Origin of the sequence: Mycobacterium sp. MOTT36Y (assembly GCF_000262165.1) — a bacterium.
GTDB lineage: Bacteria > Actinomycetota > Actinomycetes > Mycobacteriales > Mycobacteriaceae > Mycobacterium > Mycobacterium intracellulare.
The window spans coordinates 4,783,171-4,804,108 of the sequence record NC_017904.1; the positions used below are offsets into that span (position 1 = coordinate 4,783,171).

A 20,938-nucleotide genomic window follows, 5' to 3' on the forward strand; every position below is an offset into this window, starting at 1 on the left:
CGTCAGTCGCGCGAAAAGGCCAGCGCGATCTCGGTTTCCACGTCCCGATAGGGCCGGCCGGACAGGTCGACGGTGACCTGGGCAATGGTCCCGCCGGTGAACGCGAACGGCGCCTTGAAGCGACTGGACACACCCGATCCGCCGTTGCGACCGACGGTGATGCCGGCGCCCGCCAACCCGAAGGTGCCGGGGTGGGTGCTCACCCCGGCGAGCGTGCCGACGACCTCGTCATCGATGAACAGCGTCAGGTCACCGAGCGGCGTATGACTGTTTTCGACCGTGCCGGTCCGCGAATAGCTGGCGCCGAACAGATGCCTGCCCAACGGCACGGCCTGCGCCGAGGAGACCTCCTGCTGGCGCTCGCCGAGGAAGTTGTACACGTAATGCAGCCGCCCGTCCTGGATGAACAACACGTGCCCGCCGTGCGCGCCGCCCTGCTTGAACAGCACACCCTCGGCGCCGGTGGTATCGATGGTCACCTCGGCCAGCACCGAGAACGAGCGGCCGCGGATCTCGGCGGCGGCGCCGATGCTCACGTCCGCGCAATCGGGATAGTAGACGTAGCTGGACCGTTCGCCGACCAGATACGGCCGCGACCGCCCCAGGGTCTCCAGGATGTTGAAATCCGAGAGCGGCAGCCCGTTGTACTTGGCGGCCTCCGAGAACCACAACGCCTTGAGTTCCTCGAGTTTCTCCGGCTTTTGGGCCGCAAGGTCGTGGCACTGGCTGCGGTCGGCCTCGATGTGGAACAGCTCCCAGCGATCGGCGTCGAAATGCGACCAGCCGGCCGGTGTGGCCGCGTGCACCGTGTTGGCGAACCAGCCCTCGTGCCAGATCCCGCGGGTACCCAGCATGGTGTAGAACTGGGTGTTCTTGCCGGTGGTGGCCTTCGGATCGTCAAGTGCCGCTTTGAAACTCACGCCATCCAGTGGCTTCTGTGCGATGCCCTTGACCGTTTCCGGCGGTGTCAGGCCGAGCAGGTCATAGACGGTCGGCGTGATGTCGCAGACGTTGATGTAGTTGTCGCGGACCTCGCCGTGCGCGGCAATCCCGTTGGGCCAGGAGATGATTGCGGTGTCGGCGATCCCGCCCTCGTGGGAGGCGTAGCGCTTGTAGAGCTTGTAGGGCGTGTTGAACGCCATCGCCCACCCGATCGGGTAGTGGTTGTAGGTCTGCGGCCCGCCGAGATGCTCGAACAGCTTCATGCTTTCTTCGACCGTGTCGATGTAGCCGTTGAAGAACTTGCCCTCGTTGACCGAGCCGTTGGGCCCGCCCTCGCCGCTGGCGCCGTTGTCGGAGATCACCACGATGATGGTGTTGTCGAGCTGGCCCGATTCCTCGAGATAGTCCAGGATCCGGCCGATCTGGGCGTCGGTGTAGCTCAGGAACCCGGCGAACACCTCGGCCATCCGGGAAAACAGCCTCTTCTCGTCGTCATTCAGGGAATCCCAGGGTCGCACCGTGTCCTGCAGGGGCCACTCCTGGCCGTCGGGACCCTTCACGTCGAGGTACGGGTTGACCGGCGACAGTTCGGTGTCGCCCGGCACGATGCCCATCGACTTCTGCCGCTCCAGCACGATCTCGCGGTAGCGCTCGTAGCCCATGTCGAAGCGGCCCGCGTAGCGGTCGGCCCATTGCTTGAAGACGTGATGCGGCGCGTGCCCGGCGCCGGGGCACACGTAGGAGAACCACGGCTTTTCCGGCGCAATCACTTTGGCGTCGCGGATGAATTCGATCGTCTTGTCGGCGAGGTCCTTTGACAGGTGGTAGCCGTCCTCCGGGGTGGCCGGCGGGCTGACCGGGTGGTTGTCGTACACCAGGTCGGGATACCACTGGTCGGTCTCCCCGCCCAGGAACCCGTAGAACCGTTCGAAGCCGCGCGAGAGCGGCCAGTGCCGCTTTGTCGACGCCAGGTTCGATTCCTCCAGCGGCGTCAGGTGCCACTTGCCCACGCAGTAGGTGTTGTATCCCGCCTCGGCGAGGGCCTCGGACAGCAGGGCGGTGTCGAACGGGATGCGACCGTTGGCGTTGGGGAAGCCCTCGGTGAACTCCTCGATGGTGGCCATGCCGACGGTCGTGGCGTTGCGCCCGGTGAGCAGCGACGCCCGGGTGGGCGAACACAGCGCGGTGGTGTGAAACTGCGAAAGCCGGACGCCGCGTTCGGCGATACGCGACATGGCCGGCATCTCGACCAGGCCGCCGAAGCAGTCCCAGGTCGCGATGCCGGTGTCATCCCAGACCAGATAGAGGACGTTCGGTGCGTCCTGCGGCGCGGTCGGCGCGGCGTAGGGACCCCAATCCGGTTCGGAATCCCGGATATCGAGCTCGATCTTGCCGTTGAAGGCTCGCGAGTCAGTGGACATGCGCCGAGCGTAACGCCACCGCGAGAATTCGGCCGTTCTTTCGCAGTGAGGTCACGCTCGGCGAACGCACATACGCGTGAGGGCTTACTTCGCCTTTTCCAGAATCTCGACGAGCCGCCAGCGCTTGGTCGCCGACGTCGGGCGCGTCTCCATCAGCGAGACGCGGTCGCCGATCCCGGCGGCGCTGTTCTCGTCGTGCGCCTTGACCTTCTTGGTGGTCCGGATGATCTTGCCGTACAGCGGGTGACGGACGCGGTCTTCCAGTTCGACCACGATTGTCTTCTGCATCTTGTCGCTCACCACGTAACCGATGCGCATCTTGCGGCGGCCACGCACCTTCGGGTTCGCGGGAGTGTGCTTGGGGCCCTTGTCCTTCGACGCGGCTTGGGCTGCGGCGGCCTTCTTGGGGGCGGCCTTCTTGGCTTCTGCCATCACGATTCCTTACCATCCGGCCCGGAAGCCAGGCCGAGTTCTCGTTCGCGCAGCACGGTGTAGACGCGCGCGATCTCCTGACGCACGGTGCGAAGCCGGCGGTTGTTGGTGAGCTGGCCGGTCGCCATCTGGAAGCGCAGGTTGAACAGCTCCTCCTTGGACTCGCGCAACCGCTCGGTCAGCTCCTCGTCGGTGAGCTCGCGCAGTTCGCCCGGCGAAATTCCCACTGCCATCAGAACTGATCCTCTCGAGTCACGATGCGCGCCTTGATCGGCAACTTGTGGATTGCGCGGGTGAGCGCCGCGCGGGCGATCTGCTCGTTGGGGTAGCTGAGCTCGAACAGCACCCGGCCCGGCTTGACGTTGACGACCCACCACTCCGGCGAACCCTTACCCGAACCCATCCGGGTTTCCGCGGGCTTCTTGGTCAGCGGGCGGTCGGGGAACACGTTGATCCACACCTTGCCGCCACGCTTGATGTGCCGGTTGATGGCGATACGAGCGGACTCGATCTGCCGGTTGGTGACGTACGCGTGCTCCAGGGCCTGGATGCCGTAGTCGCCGAAGTTCACCGCCGTGCCACCGCTGGCGATGCCGCGCTGGCGGGGGTGGTGCTGCTTGCGGTGTTTAACTCTGCGTGGAATCAACATGATTCAGCTCTCCGTGCTTTGCGGTTCTGCAGCGGGTGCGGCGGCCGCGGCGCCCTCTTCGGCGCTGGCGGCCCGGCCGGCCTCGGTGCTGGTGGCCGTGGTGCCTGAGGCGCCACTGCGGCGCGGGCGGGTGCCCGACGGGCGCTCGCGGCGGGAACGCTCGGCGCCCGCGGGGGCGGCGGCGGCCAGTTCGCGCTTGCCACCGACGATGTCGCCCTTGTAGATCCACACCTTCACGCCGATCCGGCCGAAGGTGGTCTTGGCCTCGTACAGGCCGTAGTCGATGTCGGCGCGCAGCGTGTGCAGCGGCACCCGGCCCTCGCGGTAGAACTCCGAGCGGCTCATCTCGGCGCCGCCGAGACGGCCGGAGCACTGCACGCGGATGCCCTTGACGTTGGGCTGGCGCATCGCCGACTGGATGGCCTTGCGCATCGCCCGGCGGAACGCCACGCGGTTGCTCAGCTGCTCGGCGACGCCCTGGGCCACCAATTGCGCTTGGGACTCAGGGTTTCTGACCTCGAGGATGTTGAGCTGCACCTGCTTGCCGGTCAGCTTCTCCAGGTCGGCGCGGATCCGGTCGGCCTCGGTGCCGCGGCGACCGATGACGATGCCCGGGCGCGCGGTGTGGATGTCCACCCGGACGCGGTCGCGGGTGCGCTCGATCTCCACGTCGGCGATCCCGGCCCGCTCCAGGCCGGTCGACAGCAGCCGCCGGATCGCGACGTCTTCCTTGACGTAGTCCGAGTACTGCTTGTCGGCGTACCAGCGGGACTTCCAGTCGGTCGTGATGCCCAGCCGGAAGCCGTGCGGATTGATCTTCTGGCCCACTAGTCTGAGCCTCCCTTCGCGTCAGAAGTCTCAGACGTCTTGGCTTCGGCCTTCGGTGCGGCCTTCTTCGCGGGCGCTTTTGCCGCGGCCTTCTTGGCGGGCGCCTTGCTGGCCGGCGCCTTGGTGGCCGGGGCCTTCTTGGCGGCGGCCTTGCTCGCCTCGGCGCGGCGGGCCCGGGTCGACTTCGCCGACCGCTGGTCCTTGGCCGGGCGGCTCTCCACCACGACCGTGATGTGGCTGGTGCGCTTGCGAATCCGGAACGCGCGGCCCTGGGCGCGCGGCCGGATGCGCTTGGCGGTGGGGCCCTCGTCGGCGTAGACGGTGGCGACCACCAGGGTCGACGGGTCCAGCCCGTTGTTGTTCTGCGCGTTGGCCGCGGCGCTGGCGATCACCTTGGCCACCGGCTCGCTTGCGGCCTGCGGCGCCCAGCGCAGGATGTCGAGCGCGTCGGCCACCGAGCGGCCGCGCACCAGGTCGATCACCCGTCGCGCCTTTCTCGGCGACACCCGCACGAAGCGCGCTTTGGCCACCGCCGAGGGAAATTCAGTCGTGGTCATCGCCGTTTGGCCTTCCGGTCGTCCTTGATGTGTCCCTTGAAGGTGCGGGTGGGGGCGAATTCACCAAGCTTGTGGCCGACCATCGACTCGGTGACGAACACCGGGACGTGCTTGCGTCCGTCGTGGACCGCGAACGTGTGGCCGATGAAGTCAGGAATGATCGTCGAACGGCGCGACCATGTCTTGATCACCTGTTTGGTGTTCTTCTCGTTCTGCGTATCCACCTTCTTGAGCAGGTGGCCATCGACGAACGGGCCCTTCTTCAGGCTGCGTGGCATGTGCTACTCCTGACTTCCCTAGCGACCGTGCTTCTTGCCGGTGCGCCGGCGTCGGACAATGAGCTTGTTGCTGGCCTTGTTGGGATGGCGGGTGCGGCCCTCGGGCTTGCCCCACGGGCTCACCGGGTGGCGACCACCGGAGGTCTTGCCCTCACCACCACCGTGCGGGTGATCCACCGGGTTCATGACCACACCACGGACCGAAGGGCGCTTGCCCTTCCACCGCATGCGGCCGGCCTTCCCCCAGTTGATGTTCGCCTGCTCGGCGTTGCCCACCTCGCCGACGGTGGCGCGGCAACGCACGTCGACGCGACGGATCTCGCCGCTGGGCATACGCAGCGACGCGTAGGTGCCCTCCTTGCCGAGCAACTGAATGCTCGCGCCGGCCGACCGCGCCAGCTTGGCGCCACCGCCCGGCCGCAGTTCCACGGCGTGGATCACGGTACCGGCCGGGATGTTGCGCAGCGGCAGGTTGTTGCCCGGCTTGATGTCCGCGTTCGGACCCGTTTCCACCACGTCGCCCTGCGAAAGTCCCTGCGGCGCAATGATGTAGCGCTTCTCACCGTCCAGGAAGTGCAGCAGCGCGATGTTGGCGGTCCGGTTGGGGTCGTATTCGATGTGGGCGACCTTGGCGTTGACGCCGTCCTTGTCGTTGCGACGGAAGTCGATCACCCGGTAGGCGCGCTTGTGGCCGCCACCCTTGTGGCGGGTGGTGATGCGGCCGTGCGCGTTACGCCCACCGTGGCCGTGCAGCGGCCGAACCAACGACTTCTCCGGGGTGGAACGGGTGACCTCGGAGAAATCGGACACGCTTGCGCCGCGACGGCCGGGGCTCGTCGGCTTGTACTTACGAATTGCCATGTCTAATCAGGTCTTCCTCGTCGTCGGGCTAGCTCGGTGCGCCGAAGAGATCGATCGGCTTGCTACCCGGCGCCAGCGTGACGATGGCCCGCTTGGTGCTCTTGCGCTTGCCGAACCCGGTCCTGGTGCGCTTGCGCTTACCCTGCCGGTTCGCGGTGTTCACCGATGCGACCTTGACGGAGAAGATCTTCTCGATCGCGATCTTGATCTGCGTCTTGTTCGAATCGGGGTGCACCACGAACGTGTACACGTTGTCATCGAGGAGCGAATAGGACTTCTCCGAGATGACCGGGGCCAAGATGATGTCGCGGGGGTCAGTGACGGTCGCCATCAGGCCGAAACCTCCTCGGGAGTACCGGTGTTGGCGCTGATGTAGGCGTTGAGGGCCTCCACGGAAAACACCACGTCGTCGGAGCGGAGCACGTCATAGGTGTTGAGCTGGCCGGGCGTCAGGATGTGCACACCGGGCAGGTTGCGCACGCTCTTGGCGCCCGCCTCGTCGCTGCGTCCGATCACGACCAGCACCTGCTTGCGGTCGGTCAGCGCGCCCAGGAACGCCTTGGCGCTCTTGGTCGACGGGGTCTGGCCGGCGACGATTTCGGTGACCGCGTGGATGCGCCCGTTGCGCGCCCGGTCGGACAGCGCACCGCGCAACGCCGCGGCGATCATCTTCTTGGGCGTGCGCTGGCTGTAGTCACGCGGCTTGGGGCCGTGCACGACGCCACCACCGGTGAACTGCGGGGCCCGCGTGGAACCCTGCCGGGCGCGGCCGGTTCCCTTCTGCCGGTAAGGCTTACGGCCACCGCCGCTGACGTCGCCGCGCGTCTTGGTCGAGTGCGTGCCCTGGCGCGCCGCCGCCCGCTGGGCGGTGACGACCTGGTGCATCAGCGCGATATTGGCCGGGGCGTCGAACAATTCGGCCGGCAACTCGATCGAGCCTTCGACCTTGCCGGCCGGTGTCTTGACGTCGATCTTGAGCGTCTTGGAACCTTGTGCTGCCATCACTTCTCACCTCGTTTGACCGCGCTGCGGACCACCACGAGTCCACCGGTGCGGCCGGGGACCGCACCCTTGATCAGCAGCACGCCGTTCTCGGTATCGACCTTGTGCACCAACAGGTTTTGGACGGTCACCCGGTCGTTACCCATCCGGCCCGCCATCCGCGTGCCCTTGAACACGCGGGCGGGGGTGGCGCAACCACCGATGGAACCCGGGCGACGGTGCACCGCCTGGGCACCGTGACTGGCGCCCTGACCACCGAAGCCGTGGCGCTTCATGGTGCCGGCGAAGCCCTTCCCCTTGGAGGTTCCGGTGACGTCGACGTAGCTGCCGTCGGTGAAGATCTCGGCCGTCAGCTCCTGGCCGACCTGGTATTCCGCCGCCGCGTCCGGGTTGTCCAGCCGCAGCTCGGCCAAGAACCGGCGCGGGTTGACGCCCGCGGCCGCGTACTGACCGGTCACCGGCTTGTTGACCTTGCGCGGACTGATCTCGCCGTACGCCAGCTGCACGGCGCTGTAGCCGTCCTGCTCCGGCGTGCGGATGCGGGTCACCACGTTCGGCCCGGCCTTGACGACCGTCACCGGCACAATCCTGTTGTTCTCGTCGAATACCTGCGTCATGCCCAGCTTGGTACCGAGAATGCCCTTACGCGCCATTGCTCTGTAACCCCCTACTGGATGTTGACGTCGACACTGGCCGGAAGGTCGATGCGCATCAGCGCGTCAACGGTCTTCGGCGTCGGGTCGAGGATGTCGATCAGCCGCTTGTGCGTGCGCATCTCGAAGTGCTCCCGCGAGTCCTTGTACTTGTGCGGAGAGCGGATGACGCAATACACATTCTTCTCGGTCGGCAGCGGCACCGGCCCTACGACGCTGGCACCCGTGCGGACGACGGTCTCGACGATCTTGCGCGCCGACGCGTCGATAGCCTCATGGTCGTAGGCCTTAAGCCTGATGCGGATCTTCTGTCCCGCCACGCTTCTCCTACCCTCGCTCCTGTTGAGGCCCGGTTTCCGGGCTCAAATAATCCATGTCCTCAGTGCCACCGGCGCGCCGATCGGGCCGGCCGATGTTGGCCGATCGAGCGTTGCGCCGGATAGTGCGCCGCTGTTTACCTGTCGTGGTCCACCGGCCCCCGCGGTCGGGTGTGTCACCCTCACGCGGCCTCGGCGCGCCGATTTCACGATCGAAATTCGTCGCACTCGAAGGATGGGACCGGACGCGCCCGTTTGGACGCTGGTCGTATGCCCGACCAGGCGCAAACCCGGCTCAAGGCAACCTGAACAGTATGCCCTAGATCGGGGCCCGAACAAAATTCGGGCGAGATGCCGGGCCCAATCCGCCACGGCCGGCCCGGACGTCGTCGCTACGCGACGCTAACGCCCAGGTCAGAGGCCTTGAGATGGCCGGTGCCGGGGCCAAGACTAGTGCCATGAGCACACCGACCGTCGATCCGGAAACCGCGCAGGCCGTCAAGGTGTTCGCCGACCCCACCGCGTACGCCGACGAGCCGCGGCTGCATGCGGCGCTGACGCACCTGCGCGCGCACGCACCGGTGTCGTTGGTCGACTGTCCGCCGTACCGGCCGTTCTGGGCGATCACCAAGCACGCCGACGTCATGGAGATCGAGCGGGCCAACGACCTGTTCCTCAACGAGCCGCGGCCGTTGCTGGCCCCCGCCGAGGCCGACGACTTCGCGCGCGCCCAGCTGGACGCCGGGATGGGCCTGCGCACCCTGATCCACATGGACGACCCCCGGCACCGGGTGGTGCGCGCGATCGGTGCCGACTGGTTTCGACCCAAGGCCATGCGCGCGCTGAAGGTCAGGGTCGACGAGCTGGCCAAGAGCTACGTCGACAAGATGATGGCCGCGGGCGGCGAATGCGATTTCGTGCAGGAGGTCGCCGTGAACTATCCGCTGTACGTGATCTTGTCGCTGCTGGGCCTGCCGGAATCGGATTTCCCGCGGATGCTCAGACTCACCCAGGAACTGTTCGGCGGCGACGACGAGGAATTCAAGCGGGGCACCACGCCCGAGGAGCAGATGCAGATCCTGCTCGACTTCTTCAGCTACTTCAGCGATCTCACCGCGGCGCGGCGGGCCCGCCCCACCGACGACCTGGCGTCGGCGATCGCCAACGCGCGCGTCGACGGCGAGCCGCTGTCGGACGTCGACACGGCCTCCTATTACGTCATCATCGCGACCGCCGGGCATGACACCACGAGCGCCACCATCGCCGGCGGGCTGCAGGCGCTGATCGAAAACCCCGACCAGCGCGCCCGGTTGACCGCCGACCCCGCACTGATGCCGCTGGCGACCGAGGAGATGATCCGCTGGGTGACGCCGGTCAAAGAGTTCATGCGCACCGCGGTCGCCGACACCGCCGTTCGCGGGGTGCCGATCGCCGCGGGCGAATCGGTGTATCTGTCCTACGTGTCGGCGAACCGCGACGAGGAGGTGTTCGACGACCCGTTCCGGTTCGATGTCGGCCGAGACCCCAACAAGCACTTGGCTTTTGGCTACGGCGTGCACTTCTGCCTGGGGGCCGCGCTGGCCCGCATGGAGGTGAACAGCTTCTTCACCGAACTGTTGCCCCGGCTGGAGTCCGTCGAGTGCGCCGGGGAACCCGAACTCGTCGCCACCACGTTCGTGGGTGGTCTCAAGCACCTGCCGATTCGGTATTCGCTGCGTTAGCCCGATTGGTCTGGACGTGGAGGAAGCCGTCGACCGCCGCCAGCGCGCATTCGCGGTAGTCGAAATCGGGCAGGGTGGATAGGCGGCCCAGCACCAGGGGTCCGATGAGCATGGCGATCGCCCGGGATCGGTCCACCTCGCCCAGCTCGGCGGCCTCCGGGCTGTCGAAGATGACGTCGAACGGCTCCGCGTACTGCTGAGCGATCCGCTCGCGCAGGGTGGTGATCGCCGCGCTGTCGGCGTTGGCGCTGTGCCGGGGTTCGGGCAGCCCCTCCAGGTCACGCCCCAGCGCCAGCCAGGACATCGCCGTCATGAGGGTGGGCGCGTGGGCCACGGACTCGGCCTGGGCCAACACCACCGCGACCAGCCGGTCCCGCAGCGACCCCTCGGCCGGCGGGGTCGGTGACGCCGGTATCAGGCTGTTGAAAGCCGCTGCCAGCAAGTCGTTTCCGCTCGGAAAGTGGCGATACAGGGTCGCCCTGGCCACGTTGGCGGTGCGGGTGACCGCGTCGACCGTCACCGCGCTGGGACCCCCGGCCCGCAGCAGCGTGACGGCGGCGTCCAGCAGCCTGGCCCGCGACCTCGCGGGGCGCGGGTCGGTCGTCCCGGCGGTAATGGCGACCACCTCCTGTCTGAGACGAGACTATCGGGTCGAAACGAATTCTGACGCCCGGTGCCCGATCATCACGATGGTGGCGTGCGGACCGCGGCTGGTGATCGCGGGCAGGACCGAGCCGTCGATCACCCACAGGTTGTCGATGCCATAGACCCGGCACCGGGGGTCGACGACGGCCCGCGGGTCGCCGTCGACACCCATCGGCGCGGTGCCGCACAGATGCTGCGAGGTGGACCAGACCGCCGACGCGGAACCGATTGTGCTGCCGGCCAATTCGTGGGCCAATTCGATGCCCCGGCGCAGGTCCGCGACGTCGTCGGGCTCGCTGTCGTAACGGTGCTCGATGCGCGGCGCCACGTCGGGATCCGACGAGACCAGCGTGATGCGGCCCCGCGCGCGCGGTTGCATGAGGGCCACCCCGATGTGCGGCCAATCGGCGTGCCCGGCGGTGCCATCGCCGGTCATCGCCACGAATCCACCGGTGTACGGCCTGATCTCGAGGCCGTCGGCCGTGCTGAGCACCACCTCGAGCACCGGGCGCCCGGGGGCCACCGTCCAGTCGGTGGGCAGCACCCACTCGGCGTGATCGCTGAACGACGCCCCCACCGGCAGCGGCGCGACCACCGGCACCCCGGCGGCCGCCAGCGCGTCGGGGTCGCCGATGCCCGACAGCATGAGGAGGTGCGCCGTTTCAATGGCCCCGCCGCACAACACGATTCGGTCGGCGGTGAACGCGGTGTGGCCGTGCGGCCCGATCGCGTCCACGCCCACCGCGACGCTCCCGGCGAAGCGCAGCCGCACCGCCCGGGTCCGCGCGTGCAGCCGCAGGTTCGGCCGGCTCAGCGCCGGGATGAGATACCCGGCGCCGGACCCCCTGCGCACTCCGTCGACGATGTTGAGCGGGACGGCTCCTATGCCCGGAACCGGTTCCGCCGCAACGTCGTTGAGGTCGGCGATCCAGCCGAATCCGGCGCGCTGGGCGGCGGTGATGAAACGGTGCGTGGTCCCGGTCATCTCGTGGGTGCGGCGCACCAGGATGGGTCCGCTGTCGCCGTGGGCGGGACCGTCGAAGTCCAGGTCGGTCTCGATGGCCCGGAAGCTGTCCAGCACCTCGGACCATCCCCAGCCCGGTAGGCCGATGCGGTCGAAGTCGCGGGGCAGCCCGCGGCAGAAGTAGCCGCCGTTGATGGCTCCCGATCCGCCCACCGTGGCCCCCCGCACCAAGGGGTGCTGGCGGACGGGTTCGTCGGTGAGGTGGGTCTGATAGCGCCGGACCAGGGGGCTGCCGACGCCGATCGGCAGCTGCAGCCCGTTGGCGGTCTGGGCGAGCAGGCCCGGATCGTCGAGGGCGGGGCCCGTCTCGAGGACGGTGACCGTGCGGTCCGCGTCGGCGGAAAGGCGTTCCGCGACAACCGATCCAGCGCTGCCGGCGCCGACGATCAGCACATCGCTGTGCGTGACGGCTGCGGTCAAGGCGGCGGCTAACTCCGGATCTGGGGTTTCAGGGCGCGCAAGTTGCGCTCCCGTAGCACACCCCACCACAACCCCAGGCCGTACGCCAGGTCGTCGACGCGCTTGAGCACCAGATAGGTCGGCAGCCCGATCGGTTCGACGTCGTCGCCGACGGCGTCCCGGCGGCGCAGCCAGTCGACCACCCCGTCCATGACGGCCGCGACCAGTACCACCCGCCGGAAGTGCCGCGACATGGTCGCGGCCATCAGCGCCAGCGGCCAGTAGTGCCGGCACAGCGCCGACGCCAGCTGCAGCGCCGCCGACCACAGGCCGCGGCCCGCGATCATGGCGACATCGGTCATCGACGTCTCCGCGCTGCGCATCGCCCGCGCGATGCGCCGACCCGTCAGGACGGCCAGCACGATGGACGCCAGCCGCGACAGCGTGGACCCGAAGGCCATCAGCGTCCAGGTCATCAGCGCCCAGCCGGAGATCACCACGGGCGCCGTCTTGTCCGGGTGGCGCACCGACAGCGGGGCGGCCGAGCCGCCGTAAAACGCCTTGCGCGCGAGCCAATCCCGCAATTCGGTGCGGTGGTCGTGGGCCACCAGCGCGATCGGCTCGTAACGCAGCCGGACGCCCGACTCGATCAGCCGCCAGCACAGGTCGACGTCCTCGCCGGACTGCAACGTCTCGTCGAACCCGCCGACCTCCCGGATGGCCGAGCACCGACAGATGATCGCCGCGCTGGGGACATACGACACCGTGCTGTGGGGCAATACCGGGGCCTCGCGCTCACCGAGGTCGAGCGAGGAGTGCACGGCCTCGTAGCGCGCCACCACGTTCTCGTTGTGCGTCAGGCCGACAATGCGCGGCGCGACCAGGCCGACGGTGGGGTCGCAGAAGTGACCGAGCAGGGCCTCCAGCCAGCCCCGGCGCGGCGCCACGTCGGAGTCCAGGAACGCCACGAAGTCCGTCCGGCAGGCCGCCAGCCCGGTGTTGCGGGCCGCCGCGGGGCCCTTGCTGCGGTGGTGGCGCAACACCTCGATGTCGCAGTGCGCGCCGACGAAGTCTTCGGGCTCGACGGCGTGGAACGAGCCGTCGTCGACCACGACGACGCGCAACCCGCGCAGCGAGCTCACCAGCCGGCGCACGCCAGAAAGGTTGTTGCGCACCGGGATTACCACGGTCACGTCGTGATGCGACGGGCCGCCGGCGGGTCTGGGATGCGCGACCGTGGCGTCCAGCAGGGTGCGGGCGAGCTGGGCGGACAGGTCGTCGCGGACCTTCAGCCGGCCGTCGCAGAGCATGTCCTGTGCGGCCGGGGCCAGCTTCAGCAGCCGGGTCGGCGAACCGCCGAGCAGCGCCGAGCCGTCGCCGAGCACCCGCACGCGGCGGTCGACCTGGACCGCGAAGCCGTCGGGCAGCCGGGGCGCCGAGGAGGTCATGTCAGCATCCCGTCGGGGCCGGGCCCCCAGCGGGCGACGCGGCGGACACACTCGTCGACCATCTCGGCGACGATGCGCTCGCCCTCGGCGGCGGTGGCGGTGGTCGGGTCGCCCAGCACGCCGACCGGGCTGACCGCCGCGACTCCCCCGCGGCGCATCGACCCGAGCAACTCCGGCAACGGTGCGGTGTTGCCGGCGCGCCACCGGTCGGTCCGGACATCGGCCGGCGAGATATGGAGCAACACCGATGTTTCGGTATGCCCGGCGTGGGCGTCACCGCCGGGGGCCACACAGGGGCACCACCCGGCGTCGCGGCCCTCGGCGCGCAGCCTGGCCACCGCGGCGCCCAGCGCGGCGACGTTGCCGCCGTGGCCGTTGACGAAGACCAGCCGCCGGGCCCACGTGCCCGCCGACCTGCCGTACTCGACCAGCAGCAGCGTCAGCGCCTCGGTGCCGACCGAGATCGTCCCGGCAAAGCTCTGGTGCTCGCCGCTCGCGCCGTAGGCGATGGCCGGCGCCACCAGCCACCCGTCGCCGAGGCGGGCGCGAGCGCGCCGGGCGACCGCCGCCGCGATCCGGGTGTCGGTGTCCAGCGGCAGGTGCGGCCCGTGTTGCTCGGTCGAACCCAGCGGAATCATGACCGATGCCGCCGTACCGGACAGCTGGCTCGACGTCGCTGTTCCTAGTTCGCCGAGTACGGGCACTCGGTGATGGTAGGACGAATTCACCTGGCGTGCACCGATTGTTGAAGCTTGAAAATAAGTTTTTTTCCGCGCCGTTCATCGGTCATTCGAATTGTCGGCTCGTTCGTCACGGTTACCCCGCCCGTACCACGATTTCCGTGGCCGTCAAATAATTCCGACAAAACCGCCCCGGATAGCCCGGCTTTCGTTATCCGCCGACCGGCGGCACGCCCAGCGCCCGGGTGAAACCGGGCGGCACCAGGATGTCGCCGGGCCCGAGGTCGTGGATCGAGGAATGTCCCAGACCCATCAGGGCCGAGTCGATGCCGCCACGCAAGATGTCGAGGACGTTCTCCACGCCCGGTTGGCCCGCCGCGGCCAGGCCCCACAGGTACGCCCGGCCGATCATCACCGCGCGCGCTCCCAGCGCCACGGCCTTCACGACGTCGCTGCCGCGCCGGATGCCGCCGTCGAGCAGCACCTCGACCTGATCGCCGACGGCCGCGGCGATCGCCGGCAGGGCGCGGATCGAGGCGGGGGTGCCGTCCAGGTTGTTGCCACCGTGATTCGACACCGAGATCGCCGAAACCCCCGCGTCCACAGCCCTTTTGGCGTCATCGACGCGGATCACGCCCTTGAGCATGAACGGCCCGTCCCACAGTTCGCGAAGCCAGGCGATGTCTTCCCAGGTCGGCGGCGGGGTGCCCATCCACTCGCCGTAGGCCGCGAAGAAGGGGGGCCCCGGCTCGCCGCGGCGGCCCTGGTTGGGCACCCGCAGCTCCGGCGGCCGCATGGTCTTCGCCCACTGCAGAAACCACCGCGGCTTGGTGATCACCTCCGGGCTCATCTTCAGGATGGTCTTGACGTCCATTTTCTCCGGGATCGAGGGGCTGCCCCAGTCCCGGCCGTGCGAGAAGCTCCAGTCGGTGGTGACGATCAGGCCCGCCGCGCCGGCCGCCCGGGCGCGCTCGACCCGCGCCGCGATCGCGTCGCGGTCACCCAGCCAGTACACCTGGAAGAACAACTTGGGGTTCGCCGCGATGACCTCTTCGATCGGCTTGCTGGCGAACGAGGACAGGCCCATGGCGGTGCCGCGGGCGGCGGCGGCGCGCGCGACAGCCACCTCGCCGTCGGGGTGCACCGCCTGCACGCCGGTCGGTGAGATCAGGACGGGCATCGAAATATCCTGCCCCATAACGCTGGTCGACATGTCGCGCTTGGCCGGCGCGCCGACTACGTGGGGGGCGAAACCGAGCTCACCGAAGGCTTCGACGTTGTCGGAAACCGTGATTCCCTTTTCGCTGGCCGAAATCAACGACGAATAGGCCGATTTCGGCAGCCGGCGCTTGGCGCGCTGCTGCGCGATGGCTACGGTCTCAAACCATTTCTCGGCCATTGTCACACCGGGCTTTCATTACACAGGCGCGCCGGCGGCGCCGCGGGCGTGATCGTCGGCGGCCGCAGCGACAGCGTGAGCGGCACCGGTTGGCGGATGCGCTTGCCGCGGGAGTGGTCGGCCCGGGGGCGCGGCGTCTCGCGGTCGTGCGCCAGCGCCGACGCGCTGTGGCCCTGGACGCATTCGGGGTCCGGCCCGTCCAGCGGCAGGCCGGTGAAGAACTTGGCCGCCATGCAGCCGCCCCGGCAGCTGTCGTAATGCCCGCAGCTGCCGCAGGCGCCCGCCGACTGCGGTTCGCGCAGCTCGCGGAACAACGGGGCGTTCTTCCACACATTGTCAAAGCCGCCGTCCGACAGCACGTTTCCGGCCAGGAAGCGGTCATGGATGGCGAACGGGCAGGCGTACACGTCGCCGACGGGGTCGATCAGGCACACGACGCGGCCCGCGCCGCACATGTTCAGGCCGGCCAGCGCGCCGGACTGACCGAGCGGGGCCAGGTGGAAGAAGGAGTCGCCGGTGAGCACCCGCTCGCCCTTGGCGACCAGCCAGTCGTACAGCTGCACCTGCTGGTCGGCGGTGGGGTGCAGCTCCTCCCAGACATCGGCGCCGCGCCCGGACGGGCGCAGCCGGGTGATCCGCAGCGTGGCACCGTAACGGCTTGCCAGCGCGGCGAATTCGTCGAGCTGGTCGACGTTGTGCCGCGTGACGACCACCGAGATCTTGGCGTCTTTGAAGCCGGCGTCGGCCAGATTTTCCAGCGCCCGCACCGCCATGTCGAACGACCCGGGTCCGCGCACCGCGTCGTTGACCTCGGCGGTGGCGCCGTCCAGCGAGATCTGGACGTCGACGTAGTCGCTGGCCGCCAACCGCGCGGCGACCTCGGGCGTGATCCGGACGCCGTTGGTGGAGAACTTGACGCCGACGTGATGGGCGGTCGCGTAGTCGACGAGCTCCCAAAAGTCCGGGCGCACAGTGGGTTCCCCACCACCGATGTTGACGTAGAACACCTGCATGCGTTCCAGCTCGTCGATGATGTCCATGCACTGACGGGTGGACAGCTCGCGCGGATCCCGCTTGCCCGACGACGACAGGCAGTGCACGCAGGCCAGGTTGCAGGCGTAGGTGAGCTCCCAGGTGAGGCAGATGGGCGCGTCGAGCCCGTGCTCGAACTGCTCGATCAGCCGCGGTACGGCCGCTTGGGTCGGTGCGGTCATTGATGGTCCTCCCGGGGCACCAGCATCTTGGAGTCGACGAGCACACCCAGCGCGTGCAGGTAGGGAGCCTGCCCCGCGTCGTCGATGCCCGCCGCGCGACACGCGGAGCGGACGTCGGGGTGCTCGGCCAGCGACTGCACCACCGTGAGGATGGTGCGGTTCTTCAAAAACGACAGCTTGCGGGTGCCGAAGTGATAGAGCAGCGCGCCGAACGGTTCCGGGCGCACCGCCACCTGCGGGTGCAGTCGCCAGCCGCGATCAGGATCGAACACGGTGTCGCCGGCGGGGCGAGCCGTTTCGGCCTGCGCGGACGCAGGCACGGTCAGTAGACCCCGCACATGCCGTCGATGGACACCTCTTCGACCAGGGTCTCGGTGACGAGCTGGGTGTCAGTTTCGGTCTCGTGGTCCACGGGGCCTTGCCTTTCGTCGGGTCTTGACAACGATGGGGTCTGAGTCACACTCGCCGCCAGAATATGGCATCGAGTGCCGAAATGGAAGGGCGGGGTCCGAAGATGCCGCAGCCGCGGGTGGGCAGGCGCCGCTCGACCACGCCGGCCCACATCACCGACGTGGCCATCGACCTGTTCACCGCCCGCGGTTTCGCCGACGTGAGCGTCGACGACGTCGCCCACGCCGCCGGCATCTCGCGCCGCACGCTCTTTCGCTACTACGCGTCCAAGAACGCCATCCCCTGGGGCGATTTCGACACTCACCTCGCCCACCTGCGGGACCTGCTCGACAACGTGGATTCCCGGGTGCGCCTGGGCGATGCCCTGCGCGCCGCGTTGTTGGCGTTCAACACCTTTGACGAGTCCGAGACCGCCCGCCACCGCCGGCGCATGCGGGTGATCCTGCAAACCGCTGAGCTGCAGGCCTATTCGATGACGATGTACGCCGGCTGGCGCGAGGTGATCGCCGGGTTCGTGGCCCGCCGTTGCGATTGCAAGACCACCGACCTGCTGCCGCAGACCGCCGCCTGGACGATGCTGGGGGTGGCGCTGTCGGCGTACGAACACTGGCTCAGCGATGAATCCGTCCCGCTGCCGGTAGCCCTCGGCAATGCCTTCGACGTGGCCGGCGCGGGGCTGAACGAGCTGGACATTTGAGCGTCGAGCACCTGGCGCACACGCTGCGCGCCCAGGGCCGGTTCTGCGCCTCGTCGGGCTCCGCGATGTACGGCGAGCTGTTCGATCTGGTGGCCGCCGACGTCGAAGCCGGCGGCGTGTTCGCGGCCATCCTGTCCGGGCACCGCCACGCCCCCTCGCGCGACGCGGTGCCGCTCCGGCTGCTCGGCGGGCTGCACCGGCTGGTGCTCGACGGCCGGGCGCCGCACCTGCGCCGCTGGTACCCCAGCACCGGCGGGATCTGGGACGCCGGACCGGCCTGGCCTCAGATCCGCGACGCCGCGGCCGGCCACGCCGATGCGCTGCGCGCGGCGCTGGATCAACCACCACAGACCAACGAGGTAGGCCGATCGGCCGCACTGATCGGCGGTTTGCTGCACCTCAATCAATCCGGTTTGCCGATAAGGCTTTTCGAGATCGGGGCGAGCGCCGGGCTGAATCTGCGGGCCGACCACTACCGCTACCGGTTCGCCGGAAGCCAGTGGGGGCCGCCCGACTCGCCGGTGGCCATCGATGACGCGTGGCGCGGCGCGCTGCCGCCGGGGGGCGACGTGCGGATCGTCGAGCGGCGTGGCTACGACATCGCGCCGATCGACGTCGGCGACATCGACGGGGAGCTGACCGTGCTGAGCTACGTCTGGCCCGACCAGGCCGCGCGGCTCGCCCGGCTGCGCGGGGCCATCGAGGTCGCCCGCCGGGTCCCGGCCCGGCTCGAACGCCGGACGGCGGCCGGCGCGGTCGCCGGCCTGCGGGTGTCCGACGGCGCGCTCACCGTCCTCTGGCATTCCATCACCTGGCAATACCTGTCGGCCGGCGAGCGCGACGCAGTGCGCGCCCACGTGGACGCGCTGGCCGCACGGGCCGACGCGCGCTCACCGTTCGCCCACCTGACGATGGAGCCGGCGCGCTCTCGCCCCGGCGGGCCGATCAGGTTCGAGGTGCGCGCCCGCAGCTGGCCGGACGGCGAGACGCGCGTGCTGGGCGACTGCCACCCGCACGGCCCGCCGGTGCACTGGCACTAACTCGGCAAAAACGAATTGCCGGACCAAGTCCGGCAATTCGTCTTCGTCAATGCTGCGTGTACTAGGTACCCATGAAGGTCATCGGATCGTGCAGCACCCGGGTGCCGTCGTGCAATCCGTCGATGGCCTCCATGTGCTGAGGCTCTAAGGTGAAGTCGAACACGTCGAGGTTCTGGGCGACGCGCTCGGGCTTGGACGACCGCGAGACGACCACGTTGTCCAACTGCAGGTTCCACCGGACCAGCACCTGCGCCGGCGTGCGGCCGTACTCGGCGGCGATCGCCGTCACGGTCGGGTCCTCGAGCATCTTGCCGACGCCCAGCGGGCTGTAGGACTGCGTGGTCACGTCGTGCTGGGCGTGCGCCTGGCGCAGCTCGGCCTGGTTGAGGCGCGGGTGCAGCTCGACCTGGTTCACCGCGGGCACCTCGTCGGTCTCCTCGATGACGTTCGCCAGCAGTTCCTCGGTGAAGTTGCAGACGCCGATCGAGCGGACATGCCCTTCGTCGCGGGCGACCTTCATGCCCTCGAAGCTCTCCACATACTTGCCCAGCTTCGGCGCCGGCCAGTGGATCAGGTAGAGGTCGAGGTAATCCAGCCCAAGACGGTCCAGGCTCTCCTTGCACGACTCCTGGGCACTCTGGAAGCCCTGCCTCGAGGTGCCCAGCTTGGTGGCGACGAACAACTCCTCACGCGGGATGCCCGACGCGGCGATCGCGCGCCCGACGGCTTCTTCGTTTCCGTACGAGGCAGCGGTGTCGATGAGGCGGCAGCCAGCCTCCAGAGCCGCGAGTACCGAGCTTTCCGTCTCCTCATCGGACAACTTGGCCACGCCCAAGCCGAGTACGGGCATCTTCGCCTCGTCGTTGAGAGCGACGGTCGGAATCACGCTGGAAGCGCTGTATATCTCATCAATCACTGTCACTTTTCAATCACCTGCCTGCCAGGTTGGGGTGTGGGGTTTCTTCGACGTAAACGATCCAGGGACAACACACCAGGCGGCTTATGCCAACCCCTTCTGGTGCGTATGGGCCCCATACATCGTTCGCTTGGAGACAATAACCGAGCCGGGCGGATGCCGCCCGGACCGAGGCGGTCGACGTCGCATTAGCAAAAAAACGCGAGCTCAGAAGTTACGTCTTTCCAGCACAATAAGATTGGCGATGGAATTTTGGCAATTTTGTGACACCGCAGACACGAGCGCCCGGTGCCCTCGACGAAGACAAACGAAACCTCAAACCGATGTGATGTGCAACACCATCGAATTGCGTTGTGGCGCATCACCGATTTCAGCGTAATTCTCCCTGGGCCAGGCGCCTTACCGGCGAAAACACCGACAATGGTGCGTGTTTCACTCCCGGGGAACGGACATAGCTGCGTCGTGATGCGAACGTGATATACCGTGATGCGACTGTGATGTGAAATCACCTGTCCCCTATCCTCGAGAGACGCGACCACGCGCTACCCCTGGAAGCGAGGCAAGTCTGTCGCATGAAGACAATGCAAGAGCTTTTCGAAATTGCCTGGCAAGCAACGCAAATCGGTGCCGCAACGCTCAAGAAATCACAGCCGAGCTCGGTGCAGCACAAGGGAGACCGTGACCTGGTCACCGACATCGACCTTGCGATCCAGCGTGACATCGCCGACTACCTGGCCCAAACCACACCCGAGATCCCACTGTTGGCCGAAGAGTCCGAGCAACAGCCGGACATCGAAACCTCCGAGTGGCTCTGGGTGCTCGACCCCATCGACGGAACGTCGAACTTCGTCCACGGGCTGCCGTTGTGCGCCGTATCACTGGCGCTGATGCGCACCGGGCGCACCGTGGTCGCGGTCACCCACGCTCCCCTGCTCGGCAAGACCTACCACGCCATCGAGGGCAAGGGCGCTTTTCTGGGCGGCCAGCGGATCAACGCCAGCGCCGCCGACAGCCTCAGCGGGGCCATCGTGTCGCTCGGCGACTACGCCGTCGGCCACGACGCCGGCAGGCTGAACGAGCACCGGCTGGCGCTCACCGCCGAGCTGGTGCCGCGGGTCGAGCGCATCCGCATGATCGGGGCGGCGACCCTGGACCTCGCGTTCGTCGCCGAGGGCGCCCTGGACGCCTGCGTGATGATGTCCAACAAGCCCTGGGACACCGCGGCGGGGACCCTGATCGCCCGGGAAGCGGGGGCGCAGCTCACCGACGCCCAGGGCAATCCCCACACCCACAAGTCCGCGTCGACCGTGATCAGCGCGCCGGGCATCGCCGAGCAACTCGCGACGGTGATCCGCAACACCGAGAACGTCGGCGACCGGTACGCGACCGCCGTCGGCTAGCGGC

General features: G+C 68.2%; 25 protein-coding genes and 1 pseudogene. 5 read left to right on the plus strand and 21 right to left on the minus strand.

Annotation, left to right across the window (positions count from 1 at the left end; genetic code table 11):
- Positions 1-2 precede the first annotated feature (2 nt).
- From W7S_RS21840 to rpsJ, 12 genes are all read right to left on the minus strand, one after another.
- Entirely contained in the window at positions 3-2,363 is a 2,361-nt protein-coding gene (locus W7S_RS21840; RefSeq protein WP_014712391.1) for an arylsulfatase, read from the minus strand.
- An 84-nt stretch (positions 2,364-2,447) separates the two neighbouring features.
- Complete coding sequence (rpsQ, locus tag W7S_RS21845; RefSeq protein ID WP_008260801.1) at positions 2,448-2,795, minus strand: 30S ribosomal protein S17; 348 nt, start codon at positions 2,793-2,795, stop codon at positions 2,448-2,450.
- Positions 2,795-3,028 carry a 50S ribosomal protein L29 gene (rpmC, locus tag W7S_RS21850; RefSeq protein WP_008260802.1) on the minus strand — a complete coding sequence of 78 codons (234 nt, stop codon included), beginning with the start codon at positions 3,026-3,028 and terminating at the stop codon, positions 2,795-2,797. Before rpmC ends, rpsQ begins: the two co-directional genes overlap by 1 nt.
- Positions 3,028-3,444: a 50S ribosomal protein L16 gene (rplP, locus tag W7S_RS21855; protein ID WP_008260803.1), complete on the minus strand. Its 417-nt coding sequence runs from the start codon at positions 3,442-3,444 to the stop codon at positions 3,028-3,030. The genes rpmC and rplP overlap by 1 nt, the downstream gene beginning before the upstream one ends.
- A gap of 3 nt (positions 3,445-3,447) precedes the next feature.
- Positions 3,448-4,272 carry a 30S ribosomal protein S3 gene (gene rpsC, locus W7S_RS21860; RefSeq protein WP_008260804.1) on the minus strand — a complete coding sequence of 275 codons (825 nt, stop codon included), beginning with the start codon at positions 4,270-4,272 and terminating at the stop codon, positions 3,448-3,450.
- Positions 4,272-4,829 (minus strand): 50S ribosomal protein L22, encoded by a 558-nt coding sequence (gene rplV / locus W7S_RS21865; protein ID WP_009957089.1) that lies wholly within the window; start codon positions 4,827-4,829, stop codon positions 4,272-4,274. The genes rpsC and rplV overlap by 1 nt, the downstream gene beginning before the upstream one ends.
- The gene (rpsS, locus tag W7S_RS21870; protein ID WP_008260806.1) at positions 4,826-5,107 is read right to left on the minus strand and encodes a 30S ribosomal protein S19; all 282 of its coding nucleotides are present in this window, start codon (positions 5,105-5,107) and stop codon (positions 4,826-4,828) included. Before rpsS ends, rplV begins: the two co-directional genes overlap by 4 nt.
- An 18-nt stretch (positions 5,108-5,125) precedes the next feature.
- Positions 5,126-5,968 (minus strand): 50S ribosomal protein L2, encoded by an 843-nt coding sequence (gene rplB / locus W7S_RS21875; RefSeq protein ID WP_008260807.1) that lies wholly within the window; start codon positions 5,966-5,968, stop codon positions 5,126-5,128.
- A 28-nt stretch (positions 5,969-5,996) separates the two neighbouring features.
- Positions 5,997-6,299, minus strand: a complete 303-nt coding sequence (rplW, locus tag W7S_RS21880; RefSeq protein ID WP_008260817.1) for a 50S ribosomal protein L23 — start codon at positions 6,297-6,299, stop codon at positions 5,997-5,999.
- Positions 6,299-6,970, minus strand: a complete 672-nt coding sequence (gene rplD / locus W7S_RS21885; RefSeq protein ID WP_008260818.1) for a 50S ribosomal protein L4 — start codon at positions 6,968-6,970, stop codon at positions 6,299-6,301. The genes rplW and rplD overlap by 1 nt, the downstream gene beginning before the upstream one ends.
- A complete protein-coding gene (gene rplC, locus W7S_RS21890; RefSeq protein ID WP_014712392.1) occupies positions 6,970-7,623 on the minus strand; it encodes a 50S ribosomal protein L3 in 654 nt (217 codons plus the stop codon). The genes rplD and rplC overlap by 1 nt, the downstream gene beginning before the upstream one ends.
- Positions 7,624-7,637: 14 nt before the next feature.
- Positions 7,638-7,943 (minus strand): 30S ribosomal protein S10, encoded by a 306-nt coding sequence (gene rpsJ / locus W7S_RS21895; protein ID WP_003873519.1) that lies wholly within the window; start codon positions 7,941-7,943, stop codon positions 7,638-7,640.
- 110 nt (positions 7,944-8,053) lie between these two features.
- Here rpsJ and W7S_RS27915 point away from each other — a divergent pair.
- A pseudogene (locus W7S_RS27915) lies at positions 8,054-8,260 on the plus strand (hypothetical protein); the annotation flags it as partial.
- A 138-nt stretch (positions 8,261-8,398) separates the two neighbouring features.
- Positions 8,399-9,661: a cytochrome P450 gene (locus W7S_RS21900; protein ID WP_014712393.1), complete on the plus strand. Its 1,263-nt coding sequence runs from the start codon at positions 8,399-8,401 to the stop codon at positions 9,659-9,661.
- Here W7S_RS21900 and W7S_RS21905 read toward each other — a convergent pair.
- The 8 genes from W7S_RS21905 to mftA all read right to left on the minus strand — a co-directional run bounded on the left by W7S_RS21905 (position 9,627) and on the right by mftA (position 16,882).
- Entirely contained in the window at positions 9,627-10,226 is a 600-nt protein-coding gene (locus W7S_RS21905) for a TetR/AcrR family transcriptional regulator (protein ID WP_170320628.1), read from the minus strand. The genes W7S_RS21900 and W7S_RS21905 overlap by 35 nt on opposite strands.
- A gap of 78 nt (positions 10,227-10,304) precedes the next feature.
- A complete protein-coding gene (mftG, locus tag W7S_RS21910) occupies positions 10,305-11,750 on the minus strand; it encodes a mycofactocin system GMC family oxidoreductase MftG (RefSeq protein ID WP_014712394.1) in 1,446 nt (481 codons plus the stop codon).
- 8 nt (positions 11,751-11,758) lie between these two features.
- Positions 11,759-13,177, minus strand: coding sequence for a mycofactocin biosynthesis glycosyltransferase MftF (mftF, locus tag W7S_RS21915; protein ID WP_014712395.1), 1,419 nt, complete (start codon positions 13,175-13,177; stop codon positions 11,759-11,761).
- A complete protein-coding gene (mftE, locus tag W7S_RS21920; RefSeq protein ID WP_014712396.1) occupies positions 13,174-13,905 on the minus strand; it encodes a mycofactocin biosynthesis peptidyl-dipeptidase MftE in 732 nt (243 codons plus the stop codon). Before mftE ends, mftF begins: the two co-directional genes overlap by 4 nt.
- Positions 13,906-14,068: 163 nt before the next feature.
- The gene (mftD, locus tag W7S_RS21925) at positions 14,069-15,256 is read right to left on the minus strand and encodes a pre-mycofactocin synthase MftD (RefSeq protein ID WP_008260831.1); all 1,188 of its coding nucleotides are present in this window, start codon (positions 15,254-15,256) and stop codon (positions 14,069-14,071) included.
- A gap of 2 nt (positions 15,257-15,258) precedes the next feature.
- Entirely contained in the window at positions 15,259-16,470 is a 1,212-nt protein-coding gene (gene mftC / locus W7S_RS21930; protein ID WP_008260832.1) for a mycofactocin radical SAM maturase, read from the minus strand.
- A complete protein-coding gene (gene mftB, locus W7S_RS21935; protein ID WP_008260833.1) occupies positions 16,467-16,808 on the minus strand; it encodes a mycofactocin biosynthesis chaperone MftB in 342 nt (113 codons plus the stop codon). The genes mftC and mftB overlap by 4 nt, the downstream gene beginning before the upstream one ends.
- On the minus strand, positions 16,793-16,882 hold the full coding sequence (mftA, locus tag W7S_RS27050) for a mycofactocin precursor MftA (RefSeq protein WP_007773607.1): 90 nt from the start codon (positions 16,880-16,882) through the stop codon (positions 16,793-16,795). The genes mftB and mftA overlap by 16 nt, the downstream gene beginning before the upstream one ends.
- Before the next feature lie 102 nt (positions 16,883-16,984).
- Between mftA and mftR the strand changes: the two genes are divergently transcribed.
- The gene (mftR, locus tag W7S_RS21945) at positions 16,985-17,578 is read left to right on the plus strand and encodes a mycofactocin system transcriptional regulator (protein ID WP_008260836.1); all 594 of its coding nucleotides are present in this window, start codon (positions 16,985-16,987) and stop codon (positions 17,576-17,578) included.
- The gene (locus tag W7S_RS21950; RefSeq protein WP_008260838.1) at positions 17,575-18,618 is read left to right on the plus strand and encodes a DUF2332 domain-containing protein; all 1,044 of its coding nucleotides are present in this window, start codon (positions 17,575-17,577) and stop codon (positions 18,616-18,618) included. Before mftR ends, W7S_RS21950 begins: the two co-directional genes overlap by 4 nt.
- 61 nt (positions 18,619-18,679) lie before the next feature.
- Here the strand turns inward: W7S_RS21950 and W7S_RS21955 are convergent, their stop codons facing one another.
- On the minus strand, positions 18,680-19,540 hold the full coding sequence (locus tag W7S_RS21955) for an aldo/keto reductase (protein ID WP_170320610.1): 861 nt from the start codon (positions 19,538-19,540) through the stop codon (positions 18,680-18,682).
- Positions 19,541-20,106: 566 nt separating this feature from the next.
- Between W7S_RS21955 and W7S_RS21960 the strand changes: the two genes are divergently transcribed.
- A complete protein-coding gene (locus W7S_RS21960) occupies positions 20,107-20,934 on the plus strand; it encodes an inositol monophosphatase family protein (RefSeq protein ID WP_009956322.1) in 828 nt (275 codons plus the stop codon).
- The last annotated feature ends 4 nt before the right edge of the window (positions 20,935-20,938 follow it).